11 protein-coding genes are annotated in these 16,113 nt (G+C 59.9%); 5 read left to right on the top strand and 6 right to left on the bottom strand.

All coding sequences use genetic code 11. The annotated features are described in order from the left end of the window. Positions 1 to 29: 29 nt before the first annotated feature. The 3 genes from glgB to PSH96_RS13390 form a co-directional block, all read right to left on the bottom strand. The gene (glgB, locus tag PSH96_RS13400; protein WP_305459654.1) at positions 30 to 2,267 is read right to left on the bottom strand and encodes a 1,4-alpha-glucan branching protein GlgB; all 2,238 of its coding nucleotides are present in this window, start codon (positions 2,265 to 2,267) and stop codon (positions 30 to 32) included. Continuing rightward, positions 2,264 to 5,611: a maltose alpha-D-glucosyltransferase gene (treS, locus tag PSH96_RS13395; protein WP_305459653.1), complete on the bottom strand. Its 3,348-nt coding sequence runs from the start codon at positions 5,609 to 5,611 to the stop codon at positions 2,264 to 2,266. The genes glgB and treS overlap by 4 nt, the downstream gene beginning before the upstream one ends. Positions 5,612 to 5,764: 153 nt before the next feature. Next, positions 5,765 to 7,753: an alpha-1,4-glucan--maltose-1-phosphate maltosyltransferase gene (locus tag PSH96_RS13390; protein ID WP_305459652.1), complete on the bottom strand. Its 1,989-nt coding sequence runs from the start codon at positions 7,751 to 7,753 to the stop codon at positions 5,765 to 5,767. Between the two features lie 203 nt (positions 7,754 to 7,956). Between PSH96_RS13390 and PSH96_RS13385 the strand changes: the two genes are divergently transcribed. Together PSH96_RS13385 and PSH96_RS13380 are read left to right on the top strand one after the other, a co-directional pair. Then, positions 7,957 to 8,124 carry a hypothetical protein gene (locus PSH96_RS13385; protein ID WP_305459651.1) on the top strand — a complete coding sequence of 56 codons (168 nt, stop codon included), beginning with the start codon at positions 7,957 to 7,959 and terminating at the stop codon, positions 8,122 to 8,124. 175 nt (positions 8,125 to 8,299) lie between these two features. After that, positions 8,300 to 8,848, top strand: a complete 549-nt coding sequence (locus PSH96_RS13380; protein WP_305459650.1) for a hypothetical protein — start codon at positions 8,300 to 8,302, stop codon at positions 8,846 to 8,848. An 8-nt stretch (positions 8,849 to 8,856) separates the two neighbouring features. Here the strand turns inward: PSH96_RS13380 and PSH96_RS13375 are convergent, their stop codons facing one another. After that, positions 8,857 to 9,354 carry an MgtC/SapB family protein gene (locus PSH96_RS13375; protein ID WP_305459649.1) on the bottom strand — a complete coding sequence of 166 codons (498 nt, stop codon included), beginning with the start codon at positions 9,352 to 9,354 and terminating at the stop codon, positions 8,857 to 8,859. A gap of 120 nt (positions 9,355 to 9,474) precedes the next feature. Here PSH96_RS13375 and PSH96_RS13370 point away from each other — a divergent pair, with 120 nt between their 5' ends. From PSH96_RS13370 to mapR, 3 genes are all read left to right on the top strand, one after another. Then, the gene (locus tag PSH96_RS13370) at positions 9,475 to 9,714 is read left to right on the top strand and encodes a DUF3203 family protein (protein ID WP_305459648.1); all 240 of its coding nucleotides are present in this window, start codon (positions 9,475 to 9,477) and stop codon (positions 9,712 to 9,714) included. A 184-nt stretch (positions 9,715 to 9,898) separates the two neighbouring features. Beyond that, a complete protein-coding gene (gene ccoG, locus PSH96_RS13365; protein WP_305459647.1) occupies positions 9,899 to 11,308 on the top strand; it encodes a cytochrome c oxidase accessory protein CcoG in 1,410 nt (469 codons plus the stop codon). Between the two features lie 155 nt (positions 11,309 to 11,463). Beyond that, positions 11,464 to 12,873 carry a GntR family transcriptional regulator MpaR gene (mapR, locus tag PSH96_RS13360; protein ID WP_305459646.1) on the top strand — a complete coding sequence of 470 codons (1,410 nt, stop codon included), beginning with the start codon at positions 11,464 to 11,466 and terminating at the stop codon, positions 12,871 to 12,873. Between the two features lie 116 nt (positions 12,874 to 12,989). Here the strand turns inward: mapR and PSH96_RS13355 are convergent, their stop codons facing one another. Continuing rightward, entirely contained in the window at positions 12,990 to 13,736 is a 747-nt protein-coding gene (locus PSH96_RS13355) for an SDR family oxidoreductase (protein WP_305459645.1), read from the bottom strand. A 54-nt stretch (positions 13,737 to 13,790) separates the two neighbouring features. Then, the gene (locus PSH96_RS13350; RefSeq protein WP_305459644.1) at positions 13,791 to 15,887 is read right to left on the bottom strand and encodes a bifunctional diguanylate cyclase/phosphodiesterase; all 2,097 of its coding nucleotides are present in this window, start codon (positions 15,885 to 15,887) and stop codon (positions 13,791 to 13,793) included. Positions 15,888 to 16,113 lie beyond the last annotated feature (226 nt).

Raw genomic sequence — 16,113 nt, 5'->3', positions numbered from 1 at the left:
GGACAACAGAATCCACCACGCTAGAGCCTTTAAAGCGCTTCCGGCCGCAGAATCAACACGCCCAACGGCGGCAGGTTCAGCGACAGCGACACCGGTTGCCCATGGCGCGGCTCCTCTTGGGTGAATACTTCGCCGCCGTTGCCATAATTGGAGCCGGCATACGTATCGGCATCGCTGTTGATCACCTCGCTCCAGCGCCCGGCAAACGGCACACCGACCGCATAGCCCTCACGCGGCACCGGGGTGAAGTTGGCCACCACCAGCACCGGCTTGCCGTCCTTGCTCCAGCGTAGCCAGGCAAAGACGCTGTTTATTGCGTCGTCGCCAATCAACCACTGGAACCCTTGGGGCGCATCGTCCTGCTCATGCAGCGCCGGTTCTTCGCGGTACAGGCGGTTCAGGTCGCCGACCAGTTTCTGCACGCCGCGGTGTTCGGGGTATTGCAGCAAGTACCAGTCCAACTGCTGGTCGTGGTTCCACTCGCGCCATTGGCCGAATTCGCAGCCCATAAACAGCAGCTTCTTGCCGGGGTGCATCCACATGAAGCTGAGGTAAGCGCGCAGGTTGGCGAACTTCTGCCAGCGGTCGCCAGGCATCTTGTCGATCAGCGAATGCTTGCCGTGCACCACCTCATCGTGGGAGATCGGCAGGATAAACCGCTCGGACCACGCATACACCAGGCCGAAACTCAGCTCATTGTGATGATGAGCGCGGTACACCGGGTCTTGCTGGATGTAATGCAGCGAATCGTGCATCCAGCCCATGTTCCACTTGTAGTTGAAGCCCAGGCCGCCTTGCTGCGTGCTCTGGCTGACGCCCGGCCAGGCCGTGGATTCTTCGGCGATCACCAGTGCGCCCGGCGCTTCCAGCGCGACCACATCATTGAGATGGCGCAGGAAGTCGATGGCCTCCAGGTTCTCGCGGCCGCCATGGCGGTTAGGCACCCACTCTCCGGCTTTGCGCGAATAGTCGCGATACAGCATCGAGGCCACCGCATCCACACGCAAACCGTCGATGTGGAAGTGCTTGAGCCAATGCAACGCCGAAGCCAGCATAAAGCCGTGCACTTCGGTGCGGCCCAGGTTGTAGATCAGCGTGTCCCAGTCCTGGTGGAAACCTTCCAGCGGATTGGCGTATTCGTACAAGGCCGTGCCGTCGAACTGCGCCAGGCCGTGGGTATCGGTGGGAAAATGCGCCGGCACCCAATCCAGAATCACACCGATGTCGGCCTGGTGCAGGGCATTGACGAAAAACCCGAAGTCTTCCGGCGAGCCAAAGCGTGCGCTCGGCGCAAACTGCGACAGCGCCTGGTAACCCCAGGAGCCGCCGAATGGGTGTTCCATGATCGGCATCAGCTCGATATGGGTAAAGCCCAGTTGCTGCACATAGGGAATCAAGCGCTCGGCCAGTTCGCGCCAGCCATATTGGCGCGACACTTCGCCGGCCTCATCCAGTTCGCACTGCCAGGAACCCACGTGCAGCTCATAGATCGACAAGGGTGCCGAGGCTTTCTGCTTGTCGGCACGCGCCTGCATCCATTCATGGTCTTGCCAGTCGACCTGCAACGGCGCGGCGACTTTCGAGGCAGTGTCGGGCGGCAATTGAGTCGCAAGTGCCATCGGGTCGGCCTTGAGCGGCAGAATCCCATGGGCGCCGAGAATCTCGTACTTGTAGGCTGCACCCGCTTGCAGGCGCGGGATAAAAATTTCCCACACGCCAGACGGATGCCGCAGGCGCATCGGATGACGGCGGCCGTCCCAGATATTGAAGTCGCCCACCACCGACACGCGCCGCGCATTCGGCGCCCACACCGCAAAGCGCACGCCTTGCAAGCCGTCGACGCTGGTGACCTGCGCGCCCAGGCAATTGCCGAGGTCACGGTGATTGCCTTCGGCAAACAGGTACAAGTCCATTTCGCCCAGCAGCAATTGGCTGAAGCTGTAAGGGTCTTCGGTGATCTGTTCGCCGCCGGCCCACTGGACCTTCAGCAGGTAGGCCTGACGCGTGGAAAAATGCCCGACAAACAAACCCGGCACCTGGGTCGCATCCAGGCTGCCGATGGTTTCACCGCTATCGCGGGCCAACACGTGGACGCTCAAGGCTTCGGGCAGGAACGCACGGATAAATTGCCCGCCCTGCTCGTCATCGTGCGGCCCCAGGATGGAAAAAGGGTCCGGGTGTTCCGCGCGCACCAGCGCCTCTACATCTTTGGGCGCCGGCATGGCGGTCAACTTCGCTTGCAGCGGTTCTCTCTGTGTAAAACTCATGACGTCTCCCCACCGCGTGCATTATTCGCTTGAGATACCAGCCCGCTGAGTAAACCGTGCAGCCCTTGCAGGGGCACCGGCAACCAGGTCGGGCGATTTTCTGCTTCGTAAGCCACTTCGTACGCGGCCTTCTCCAGACTGAACAACGTCAGCGCTGCGTCCTGGCCGTTGGCATCCTGCCAGTCATGCGCCAGTGTAGACGTAGCCTGATGATAAGCCTGGATAAATGCGCTGCGCGCCTCACTCAGGTAGCGGTCAGTCACACGCTTGCGGGCGGTATCCGCTTGCGGTGAATGATCCACGCCTTGCACATTCAGGGCCATGGCGGCGGCGTAATCAAACGAGCGCAGCACACCACTTACATCCTTATACGGGCTGTGCTTGCCGCGCCGTTCATGCAGCGGGCGCGCCGGCTCGCCTTCAAAGTCGATCAAGTACGCATCGCCCTTGACCACCAGCACCTGCCCCAGGTGCAAGTCACCGTGGACGCGAATGCGCAAACCGCCCGCCGTGGCTTTCGCCAGGGCCTGGACACTGCTGGCAAGGGCTTTTTTCTGCCCCAGCATTTCACTGACCAGCGCCTGATCGGCGGGGTTCAACTGGCTTTGATGAAGTTTTAACAACTGCAGCGCGCGGTCGATCTGTGCACCGACGTCCTTGGCCCAGGCCTGGGTGTCCTTGGCCGTGGTGGTCTCGGGCTTGAAGTCTTTGTTGGTGGTTTTCGCTGCCAGTACCGCGTGCATTTCACCGAGGCGCTGGCCAAGCAAACCGGCAAAATCCTGCAGCTCGCCCAAGGCGTTGTAATGCTGCTCCTGCTCGGAAATCGCTTGGGCCAGCTCGTCGCGAATCGCACGTTCCAGGTTGTTCTGGGTCCAGCTCCAGGCGTCGCCCTGGTTGCTCAGGTAGCCTTGGGCAATCATCAGCAGGTTGTCCTGGCCCTCGCCATCGCGACGAATCATCGAGCCCAGCAACGGCGAAATATTCGGGTATTCGGCGGCCGTGAGGTAAGCGCTCATTTCCAGCTCCGGGTGCACCCCGGCGCTGACTTTGCGGATCAGCTTGAGCACCAGGCTCTCGCCCACCACCACCGAACTGTTGGACTGCTCGGCCGACAGGTAGCGCACCTGCGCCTCATCGGTCAGTTGCAATGCGGCCAAGTGCGGCGTGGCTTCAAAACGCAAATCACCTTCGTGGGAGTTCAACACCGTGCCTGCCTGCAAGCCCTGGATCACCGCCCGGATAAAGTGTTCCAGGCTGAAGGCGTCGGTCACCAAACCGACCTGACGCCCCCGGCGTACGCGGGCCAGCGCCAGTTGCTGGGGCAAGGCACTGGTGAACTGGTCTTCGGCTAAAAAGCCGAACGGCAATTGATAACGACTGACCTGGCCGCCGCTGGTCACCTCGACCTCGCTGAGCAGCACCGGGTGCTGCGGGTCGCCAAACCGCACGCCGTAGGCAATCCGCACCTGATCAATGGCCGTGTCTTTACCGGCAAACCAGCGCCGCTTGGGCAACCATGCCGGCAACGAGGTGTGTTCCAGGGTGGTGCGGCACGGCTCGTCGAGTAACTCTTCCATGCGTTGCTTAAGCACCAGCGTGGTGAAATCCGGCATGCTCTGCGCCGGCTCCACATGCCAGCTGGGCATCTGGTTTTCGGCCGCCAGCACAAACCAATAGAAACCGTATGGCGCCAACGTCAGCAGGAAATTCAGCTGGCCGATGGGCGGAAACGCATTACCGCCGAGCATCTCCACCGGCACCATGCCGGCGAAAGCGGACAAGTCCAGCTCGGCCGCCTGGGCGCTGCGCGACACGTTGGCCACGCACAGGATGGTTTCTGTGCGGCCATCGTCGCCGGTGAATTCACGGGTATACGCCAGGATGCGGCGGTTGCTCGGCGAGAGCATTTTCAGGCTGCCACGCCCAAAAGCCTTGGACTGCTTACGCACCGCCAACATGCGCCGGGTCCAGTTCAGCAGTGAATGCGGGTCTTGGGCCTGGGTTTCGACGTTGACCGACAGGTAGCCATATTGCGGGTCCATGATCGGCGGCAACACCAGGCTGGCCGGGTCGGCGCGCGAGAAGCCGCCGTTACGGTCGATGGACCATTGCATCGGCGTGCGCACGCCGTCGCGGTCGCCCAGGTAGATGTTGTCACCCATGCCGATTTCATCGCCGTAGTACAAAGTCGGCGTGCCGGGCATCGACAGCAACAGGCTGTTGAGCAATTCAACGCGGCGGCGGTCACGCTCCATCAGCGGCGCCAGGCGCCGACGAATACCCAGGTTGATGCGCGCACGGCGGTCGGCGGCGTAGTAGTTCCACAGGTAGTCGCGCTCTTTGTCGGTGACCATCTCCAGCGTCAGTTCATCATGGTTGCGCAGGAAGATCGCCCATTGACAGTTAGCGGGGATCTCCGGGGTCTGGCGCAAAATATCGGTAATCGGGAAACGATCTTCCTGAGCCAGCGCCATGTACATGCGCGGCATCAGCGGGAAGTGGAAGGCCATGTGGCATTCATCGCCGTCGTCGCCCTTTTTGTCACCAAAGTACAGCTGAGTATCTTCCGGCCACTGGTTGGCTTCGGCCAGCAGCATGCGGTCGGGGTAATGCGCGTCGATCTCGGCGCGGATCTGCTTGAGCACGCCGTGGGTTTCCGGCAGGTTCTCGTTATTGGTGCCATCGCGTTCGATCAGGTAGGGAATCGCGTCCAGACGCAAGCCATCAATGCCCATGTCCAGCCAGTAGCGCATCACCGACAGCACGGCTTTCATGACTTGCGGGTTATCGAAGTTGAGGTCTGGCTGGTGCGAGTAGAAACGGTGCCAGAAGTACTGGCCGGCGACCGGGTCCCAGGTCCAGTTGGACTTTTCGGTGTCGAGGAAAATGATGCGGGTGCCGTCGTACTTCTGATCGTCATCGGACCACACATAGAAGTCCCGCGCCGCCGAACCCGGCTTGGCCTTGCGCGCCCGCTGGAACCAGGGATGCTGGTCGGAAGTGTGGTTGATCACCAATTCAGTGATCACCCGCAAGCCACGCTTGTGTGCCTCGCTGATAAAACGCTTGGCGTCGGCCATGGTCCCGTAGTCGCTGTGCACACCCCGGTATTCGGCGATGTCATAGCCATCGTCGCGACGTGGCGAGGGGTAGAACGGCAGCAGCCAGATGGTATTGACGCCCAGATCGGCGATGTAATCGAGTTTGGCGATCAAGCCGGGAAAGTCGCCGATACCGTCGTTATTGGAGTCGAAATAGGATTTGACGTGAACTTGGTAGATCACTGCGTCCTTGTACCAGAGCGGGTCTTTGATAAAAGTGGCTGGGGTGGGTTTCTTCGCCATTGGAAACTCCTGGAACACTGAAAAATCTAGGGTCTGGACGCCGTCAGTGTGGGAGCGGGCTTGCTCGCGAATACGGTGGATCAGTTACAGATGTATTGCCTGATAATCCGCTTTCGCGAGCAAGCCCGCTCCCACATTTTGATCTTCGTCCGATCAGGAGACGGTGATACGCCAGATACCGAATGACATCTGCGGCTCGATACGCATCCACTGGTTCTTGCCATACCAGGTCCAGCGATGGCCATTCATCAGATCTTCACCTTGTGTCTGGGCGTCGTCCGGCAGGCCCAGCTCCCACAGTGGCAATTCGAAATGGGCCTCTTGGGCATTGAACGGGTCAAGGTTGACCGCCACCAGGATAAAGTTGCTGCCATCGTCACTGCGTTTGCCGAAGTACAGGATGTTGTCGTTCCAGGCGTTGTAGAGCTTCAAGCCCAGATGCGTTTGCAACGCCGGGTTCTGCCGACGAATGCGGTTGAGCTGGGCGATCTCGGCAATGATGTTGCCGGGCGCCGTGAAGTCCCGGGGGCGGATCTCGTATTTCTCCGAGTCCAGGTATTCCTCTTTACCCGGCACCGGCGCCGCTTCGCACAGTTCAAACCCCGAATACATGCCCCACAGGCCCGAGCCCATGGTGGCCAGCGCGGCGCGGATCAGAAAGCCCGGGCGCCCGGATTCGTGCAGAAACCCTGGGTTGATGTCCGGTGTATTCACAAAGAAATTCGGCCGGAAGCACTCGCGCCATGGCGATTCGTTCAGCTGCGTGAAGTACTCGCTCAACTCGGCCTTGGTGTTACGCCAGGTGAAGTAGGTGTAGCTCTGGGAATAACCGACCTTGCCCAAGCGCGCCATCATCGCCGGCGTGGTGAAGGCTTCGGCCAGGAAGATCACCTCCGGGTGCCTGGAGCGCACGTCACTGATCAGCCATTGCCAAAACGGCAGCGGCTTGGTGTGCGGGTTATCCACACGAAAGGTTTTCACACCCTCTTCGACCCAACCCACGACAATGTTGCGCAACTCGGTCCACAGGCTCGGGATCGAGTCGGCGGCGTAGAAGTCGACGTTAACGATGTCCTGGTATTTCTTCGGCGGGTTTTCGGCGTATTTGATCGTGCCGTCCGGGCGCCAGTTGAACCAGCCTGGGTGCTGCTTGAGCCACGGGTGGTCCTGAGAGCACTGGATGGCAAAGTCGAGGGCGATTTCCAGGCCATGTTCGGCGGCAGCCTTGACCAGCCGGCGAAAGTCGTCGCGGCTGCCCAACTGTGGGTGGATGGCTTCATGGCCGCCCTCCTCGCTGCCAATCGCATAAGGGCTGCCGGGGTCATCGGCACCTGCGGTCAGCGAATTATTCTTGCCCTTGCGATGGCTGCGGCCGATCGGGTGGATCGGCGGAAAGTACAGCACGTCAAAGCCCATGTCATGGATCATCGACAGCCGAGCATGCACGTCATTAAAGGTGCCATGGCGGGCCGGATCGTCGGTGATCGAGCGCGGAAACAGCTCGTACCAACTGGCAAATTGCGCGGCCTCGCGCTCCACGTCGATCGGGTACACCGTGCTGACGCTCAAGTAGGCACGGTGGTCGGCCTGGGTCATCAAATGTGCACTGTCTTCGTGCAGGAACTGCGCGACCTGCTCGGTTTCCAGCAGGCCCGACAGTTCGTGGTGCAGCAGCATCAGGCGGTCGCGCAACTCATTGTCGCTGCGCTCGGCGGCCTGCAACACCAGGCTGCGGCCCTCCTGAAGTTCAAGGCTGACCGGCACCCCGGCCTCATGTTTTTTGCGCAGCTCGTAACAAAAGCTCGCAAAAGTGTCGATCCAGGCTTCGATGCAGTATTCGTGCGGCCCCTGCTGGGCCACGGTGAACGCGCCTTCCCAGCCATTATTGCCCACATCGGTCATCACCACGCTGTGCCAGCTTTCGTCCTGCAGCGGGCGCCAGCGGATCAGCACCGCGAGTTTGTCATGGCCGTCGGCAAATACTTTGCTGGTGACGTTGACGCGCTGGCCCACCACGGCCTTCACGGCAAATTCACCGCCGTCAATGACGGGTGTGGTGCTTTCAATCGCGATCCTGGGCAACAGCAACGCCTGGGACAGCGGCAATATGGAGTCTTCTGGAGTCAGTGTTTCAGCAGTCATCGAGCATCTTCCCCTTACGCCCTGTGGACGCTCTTTGCTTGTTCAGAATTCTGAGACGGCGACGCTCTCCCTCAGCAGGGCCGTAATAGGTCCGAGCCTGGGCTGCGGTGAAAAGTTCAGGTGGATGTACCGCCATTGGGCGGGAATCAAACGTGCTCGGCGGTTGTCCACCGATAGAGCAAAGCACAAAGGAGGCCACACCGATGAGTATCCCGATCCCGGCTGAAACCCCGGACCCTAATATCGACAACCCCACCCTGCCGCCCAGCGAACCGGAACCGATTCCGGAGAAGGAACCGCCGGAAAACGTGCCACCACCGGTGGAGGAACCTCCCACGACCATGCCGCCGGTGATTGTGCAATCCTGTTGATCAACGGCCGCACTCACACGTACTCGGCACCAGGTGCCGGCCTAAAAACGCGTTACCCTGCACGTACAGGTGAAATGGCCTACATCTCACCTGTGCGCCTATTGCTACAGTCCTACTCGCGATTACTTGAGCACCTTTCATTTTTCCCCTTCTTAAACGCGAGCAGGTTAATACCATGTCGGACATTAATGTGAAGCAGGGCCACCACCATCACGTAGATTCAGAGGCTTCTGTCAGCCGGCGTTATCTCAAGGAGTTTAAAGCCAGCCTCACAGAGGACGATATCGCCCAGGTTTTGCGCGCCCCCAACGAACTGAAGTCGCGAAAAGTGCTCAATGACATGCGCGTGCATTTCAGCCAGGAAAGTGTCGACGCCATGTTGAAAGAGCCGGATGCCAAGGAAGTTTCTGAGATCCTGATCGAAATCGGCAAATTTCTGGAAAAAAACTGCGACGAGGCCTGCGTAAAAGCCTCCACCCAACTTTTTTTCAGCGACTATCAGGCAGCGTATAACGAGCGAAAAATCGCATTACTGTTAAGGTTGATCTCGGGTAAGGACGACTATGGATTCCGCCATGTCTTTCAGTTTTTCAAAGGCACGGCCGGCGCGTTCGCGCAATTGAATGATAGCGTGAAGGACACAGCCCAAACGGTAACGAACATGAACACCATCACCGCAACACTCAACCCAGAACATATTCAGACAAGAATGAAGGCGCTCTGAGCGCGCAATCAACGTCCTTTCTCGAAGAGCTTGACGATTTTGGGCATGACGCCAAGTACGACGAGCGCCAGCAGTGTACTCAAGACCGCCGTTGATTCACGCCCAACGCCTGCCGCCACGCCGATCGCAGCGGTCATCCACAACCCGGCCGCAGTGGTCAGGCCTTTAACGTGCTGTCCCTCTTCATCTTCCTTGCCCTTGAGGATAGTGCCGGCACCCAGGAAGCCGATCCCGGCGATAACCCCCTGCAACACCCTGCTCATGGCGTCCGACTGGCTGCCTGACATCTGTGGCACCAGCACAAACAGTGCCGCGCCCAACGCCACGAGCATGTGGGTACGCACACCCGCCGCCTTGCCCTTGTGCTCACGCTCAAACCCCAGGATACCGCCCAGAATCGCGGCAATAAGCAGGCGAACGGTTATCTGCGTGAGCTGCTTTGCATCGGCGATGTCAGCGAATTCAGCGTGCAGGGTTTGAAGCACTTCTTGCCACCAGGCGTCCATGGTCGTCATCCGTTTTATTGTCGTTAGCCGATAGACAGCAGCGACCGCCAGTCAGTTGCCTGGAACACTCGGCATTGCGCGAAACCCTAACGCAAAACTGCCCATGAAAAGGAGAGCACCATGCCTGTACGTATCGACAACCAGACGTGCTATTTCAAGGTCACTGATGACGGCCAGGAACACGCCCTGCCTGCCGATCAAGTGACGGTAAGTACCGACAGCGCCAAATCCATGTCTTTTGTAGAGCTCAAAGGCGATCGGGTCTACATCACCGAAGCCGAAGCGGATGCCCTGACCGTCGCCGGTGCCACGGACGGTCGCAAGCACTTGAAGGCGACGGACAGTGATTCGGTGATTTGATTGATCTGTATCAAACCGCGCACAAGCCAGCTGCGCCCCAGGCGCTACGGGGTGCAGCACATTGTCACAGTGACGTATAAAAAGCTCATCTGATCCGCTTTTTATCGACCTACCTGAGTCTGTTATGAAAACAGCTTGAAGCTCATAGTCCATTGGCCTGATGGAGGCTGATGAGCGAATGACCATGAGCGAAAGAATCCCAACCGTGGACACCTTTGAGCCCATACACCCAAAGAAGGTGAAGGCCAAATCCAGCGACAACCTGATCCATACCCGTAGTTTTACCGGCCTGTTCCGCACCTTGCGGGTGAGCGGCGCCGCGGTGCTGTTCCTGGCGTTTTTTGGCACCGTGTGGCTGAACTGGTCCGGGCGCCAAGCCGTGCTGTGGGACTTGGCCGAAAGCAAATTCCACATCTTCGGCGCCACGTTCTGGCCCCAGGATTTCATCCTGCTGTCGGCGCTGTTGATCATCTGCGCGTTCGGCCTGTTTGCCATTACCGTATTTGCCGGCCGCGTATGGTGCGGCTACACCTGCCCGCAAAGCTCGTTCACCTGGCTGTTCATGTGGTGCGAAAAGATCACCGAAGGCGAACGCAACCAACGCATCAAACTGCAAGCGGCGCCGTGGAGCCTGAACAAACTGGCGCGGCGTTCGGCCAAACACACGCTGTGGCTGGGTATCAGCGTGCTGACCGGGCTGACCTTCGTCGGCTACTTCACGCCCATCCGCCCGCTGGCCACTGAGTTGCTGACCTGGCAAATGGGCGGCGTGAGCCTGTTCTGGGTGCTGTTTTTTACCGCCGCCACCTATATTAACGCTGGCTGGCTGCGTGAAGCAGTGTGCATGCACATGTGCCCGTATGCGCGCTTTCAGAGCGTGATGTTCGACAAAGACACCCTGACCATTTCCTACGACGCGGCGCGTGGTGAAAGCCGTGGCCCGCGCAAACGCGAAGTGAAACCGGCGCAGGTTGGCCTGGGGGATTGCATCGACTGCCAACTGTGCGTGCAGGTGTGCCCCACCGGCATCGACATTCGTGACGGCCTGCAAATGGAATGCATCGGCTGTGCGGCGTGCATCGATGCCTGCGATTCGATCATGGATAAGATGGGCTACCCCCGCGGGTTGGTCAGCTATACCAGCGAACATCAACTGCAAGGTGGCAAAACCCACCTGCTCAGGCCACGCCTGATCGGCTACAGTGCCGTGCTGCTGGTGATGATCGCGGCCTTGGTGGTGGCCTTGATTGAACGGCCAATGGTCTCGTTGGACGTGACCAAGGACCGTGGCATGTTCCGTGAAAACAGCCAGGGTCTGATCGAAAACATCTACAGCTTGAAGGTCATCAACAAGACCCAGCAGCGCCAGGATTACCGCTTGGAACTGGTGGACGCCGAGGGCTTCCAGTTGCAAGGCAAAACCCAGCTCAGCCTGGCGCCGGGGGAAATCAGCGATGTGCCGGTGTCGGTGGCGTTGTTGGCCGATAAGCCGGCGAGCAGCTCGCAGACCTTGCGCTTCAAGGTTGTGGATGTGGATGAGCCGTGGATTTACAGCGCAGCAGACAGCCGTTTTGTGGCGCCGTTGAATCGTTGATATCCAACACACAGAAGATCAAGTGTGGGAGCTGGCTTGCCTGCGATGGCGTCCGGTCTGGCAAGGATGATGTTGAATGAGCCACCGTCATCGCAGGCAAGTCAGCCCCCACATTGAGTCGGCGTTCAATTTTATAGAAAGTTAATCAGGCCCTCATGAAACGCTACGAAAAATTCGCCGATGACATCGCAGAACTGATCCGCTCCGGCGTGCTCGGCCCTGGCCAACGGGTACCGTCGGTGCGCTATGCCAGCCAAACCTACGGCGTCAGCCCGTCCACGGTGTTCCAGGCTTACTACCTGCTGGAACGCCGTGGCCTGATTCGTGCGCGGCCGCGCTCCGGCTACTTCGTCAACACTCACGCGCCCAGCCCGTTTTCCGAGCCGGTGGTGAGTGAACAGGTGCACGAATCCACCGAAGTCGATGTGAGTGAGCTGGTGTTCTCAGTACTCGATTCCATCAAGGACCCCAACACCGTGCCGTTCGGCTCGGCGTTCCCCAGCCCCATGCTGTTCCCGTTGCCACGCCTGGCGCGTTCACTGGCCAGTGCCAGCCGTGAGATGGACCCGCGCCTTGTGGTCACCGACATGTCGCCAGGCAACCCGCAACTGCGCCGCCAGATTGCCCTGCGCTATATGGTGGGCGGCCTGATGCTGCCGATGGAAGAGCTGCTGATCACCAACGGCGCCCTCGAAGCGCTGAACCTGTGCCTGCAAGCGGTCACCGAGCCGGGCGACCTGGTCGCTATCGAAGCCCCGGCGTTCTATGCCTGCCTGCAAGTGCTCGAACGCCTGAAGCTCAAGGCGGTGGAGATTCCCGTGCACCCGCGCGACGGCATCGACCTCAATGCCCTGGCGCAAAGCCTGGAGCGCTACCCGATCAAGGCCTGCTGGACCATGACCAGCTTCCAGAACCCCATGGGCGCCACCCTGCCGGAAGCGAAGAAACAGGCGCTGGTGGAACTGCTGCGCAGCCATCAAGTGCCACTGATCGAGGATGATGTGTACGCCGAGCTGTATTACGGGCAGCACGCGCCGAAACCGGCCAAGGCTTTCGACACTGAAGGGCTGGTGATGCACTGCGGCTCCTTCGCCAAGAGCCTGGCGCCCGGCTATCGCGTCGGCTGGGTCGCGGCCGGGCGCTATGCGCAGAAGGTTGAACGCCTGAAGCTGATGACGTCACTGTGCCCCTCGATGCCGGCCCAGGCAGCGATTGCCGACTACCTGCAACACGGCGGCTATGACCGACACCTGCGTAAATTGCGCTACGCCCTGGAAGAACAACAGAGCGCCATGCTGGCCGCGATCGCGCGGTATTTCCCGGCACAGACGCGGGTCAGCCAGCCGGCCGGCGGCTATTTCCTGTGGCTGGAACTGCCGGAGCAAACCGATTCGTTGAAGCTGTTCCAGATGGCCCTGGCCCAGGGCATCAGCATTGCGCCAGGGCCGATTTTCTCGGCGACCCAACGCTTCAGAAACTGCATTCGCTTGAACTACGGCAGCCCGTGGACCGAGGCATCGGAGAAGGCCATGGAGACATTGGGACGCATTGTGCGGTCCTTCTAGGCTCGGTTGTTGCCTTATCTGACGCCATCGCGGGCAAGCCCGGCTCCCACAGTGAAATGCGTTCCACTGTGGGAGCCGGGCTTGCCCGCGATGGCGCCTTGACTGGCGCTAAAGACTCAACGGCCACCGCCCAAATCCAGAAAAGTGCCAGTGGTATACGAAGCCTTGTCCGACAACAACCAGATAATCGCTTCCGCCACTTCATCCGGACGCCCGCCACGGGCCATGGGGATGCCGGATTCCAGCTTGCTGACGCGGTCCGGGTCACCGCTCAGGGCATGGAAGTCGGTAAAGATGTAGCCAGGGCGCACCGCGTTGACACGGATCCCTTCACCCGCCACCTCTTTGGACAGGCCGATGGTGAAGGTATCCAGCGCGCCCTTGGACGCGGCATAGTCGACATATTCGCCCGGCGAACCCAGGCGCGCGGCGACCGAAGACACGTTGACAATGCTGCCGCCCTGCCCGCCATGCTTGGGCGACATGCGCAGCACCGCCTGCTTGGCGCACAGGATTGGCCCCAATACATTGGTCTTCATGATTTTAAGGATGCGGAACTCGGACATTTCATCGACCCGCGACTTGTGCCCCACGGTGCCGGCGTTGTTGACCAGTGCCGTTACGCGCCCCAGCTCGGCGTCAACACGATTGAACAATGCGATCACTTCATCTTCGATGCTGACATCGGCCCGCACCGCAATCGCTTGTGCACCCAAGGCGCGCACCTGGTCCAGCACACGCTGGGCCGCCGCCTCATCGGACTGGTAGTTGATGCAAATGCGATAGCCCTGGCGTGCTGCCAGCAAGGCCGTCTCGGCGCCTATACCACGGCTGCCTCCGGTGATGATGACGACTTTGTCCATGGGTGCGGTCTCCTGAATAAACCAACGGTTTAAGGTTGGATCCAAGAATACCCGTCATCCACGGCTTTTGTCAGGCATCAAGGCGTCTTCGACGCGCTGGATGTCGGCCATGAAACCCTCGGCCGGCAATGGGTGACCCAGCAAGTAGCCTTGCAAGGCATTGCACCCCAAGCGGGTAAGAAAACTCTGCTGCACTTCGGTCTCCACCCCTTCGGCGACAATGCGCAGCCCAAGTGCCTGGCCAAGGGCAACGATGGCCGAAACAATGGCGGCGTCGTCGCTGTCGTGTTCCAGGTCCCGCACAAACCCACGGTCAATCTTCAGCTCGTTGGCGGGTAGGCGTTTGAGGTACATCAGGCTCGAATAACCGGTGCCGAAGTCGTCGATGGACAGGTCCACGCCCATGTCCGAAAGTTGTTGCAACACCGTCATGCTCGCATCGGCATCGCTCATGGCGGTGGTTTCGGTGATTTCCAGGGTCAGGCTGTTGGCCGGCAAGCGGTGACGCTCCAACGCCGCCGCGACACTCCTGACCAGCCCGGCATGGCAAAATTGCAGCGCCGAGAGGTTGACCGCAATGCGCCAGTCTTCATAACCCTGCGCGTACCAGACAGCCATCTGGCGGCAAGCCTCGTTGAGCACCCATTCGCCGATGGGAATAATCAGCCCGGTTTTTTCCGCCAGCTCGATAAACATCGCCGGCAACAACAGCCCCTGTTGCGGGTGCTCCCAGCGCAACAACGCTTCGGCGCCGACCGCAATGCCGCTGAGCGCGTCGAACTTGGGCTGGTAGTACAGGCGGAACTGCTCGTGCTCAACGGCGTTGCGCAGGTCCTGCAACAACTGCAGCTGTTTGCGTGCATTGGTGTTCATCGACACATCAAAGAAGCTGTAGCCGTTCTTGCCCATGCCTTTGGCATGGTACATCGCGGCGTCAGCGTTCATCAGCAGTTCCTGCGGGTTCACGCCGTTACCGGGGAACATGGCAATGCCGATGCTCGCGGAGATCTTCAGTTCATGCTCGGCTACCTTGAACGTACGATTGATCAAGCCGACCTGGCGTTCGGCCAGGCCCATGGCGTCGTCCGGCTGGGTCAACTGCACCAGCAGCACAAACTCATCGCCACCGATGCGCGCCAGGGTATCCTGGCTGCGCAGGTCCTCGCGCAGACGCAAACCTACTTCGCGCAGCAATTGGTCACCCATATGGTGGCCAAATGCATCATTGACCGGCTTGAAACCGTCCAGGTCGATAAACATCAACGCAAAACAACCACCCCGCTCCATGACGGCCTGTATGGCTTGTTGAATGCGGTCGGCGAGCAAGGTGCGATTGGGCAGGCCAGTGAGCATGTCATGCAAGGCCAGGTGGGTGAGCTCCTGGTTGGCCAGGGTCAATGAGTCAGTGAGCACGGCGGTGCGGGCTTCAAGCCGGGCGTCGAGCAATGAGGTCAATAGCGCGATGATCAACACCGCCAGCGAGGTGACCAGCACCAGGTTATCCAGTCCCTTGCCACTCAGGCCCGTCAGCGCGGCGCCGCAGAAACTGTTGTTATCAAAACGCGCGGCAGCCATGCCGGTGTAGTGCATACCCACGATCGCAATGCCCATCACCACCGCAGCGCCACCCCGCGCCAGGCGTACGTAAGGCGTATTGCGCCGCAGGTTGAACGCAATCCACAAGGCCGCGCCGGACGCCACCACGGCGATCAACAACGAGACGCCAAACAGCGCGGGGTCGTAATCGATGCCCGGGGTCATGCGCATCGCGGCCATGCCGGTGTAGTGCATGCAAGCAATTCCTGCGCCCATCACCAGCGCGCCAAACGCCAACTGCCAGGCCGGCAGACGTGGCTGGCTGACCAGCCACAGTGCAAAGCCACTGGATAACACCGCGATCAATAACGAAAGCGCGGTGATGCCCAGGTCAAACCCGAGGGCAAAGGGCAGGCGCAGCGCCAACATGCCGATAAAGTGCATGGACCAGATGCCCACGCCCATGGCCAACGCCCCGCCGGTCATCCACATGTACGCCGCGCGCCCCCTGGCGGTCGCAATACGGCCGGCCAGGTCCAGCGCGGTGTAGGACGCCAGGATTGCGACGCACAGGGAGATCACGACCAGAGAGGGGGAATAGCTACCGATCAGCATGGGATTTCTCAAGACTGACGGGCCTGAAACGCCCGTGCCAAATGACAAAGCGGGCGATTGTAGCGAGAATAATTATTGCCGGTTTGATTAATTATCAAGGGGCCATTAGTGGCATTTTGACGCCAATCTACTGACCTTAAAATGCCACCTGCTTCAACCCGCTGAGCCGGATCATCTGCTTGAAAATCAGGCCGTGGGCGATTGAACAGGCGCGGGCGGATTTTGA

Origin of the sequence: Pseudomonas sp. FP2338 (assembly GCF_030687515.1) — a bacterium.
GTDB classification, from domain to species: domain Bacteria; phylum Pseudomonadota; class Gammaproteobacteria; order Pseudomonadales; family Pseudomonadaceae; genus Aquipseudomonas; species Aquipseudomonas salomonii.
Note: the sequence above shows the minus strand (reverse complement) of the source record. Positions and strands in the feature narration are given on the sequence as shown.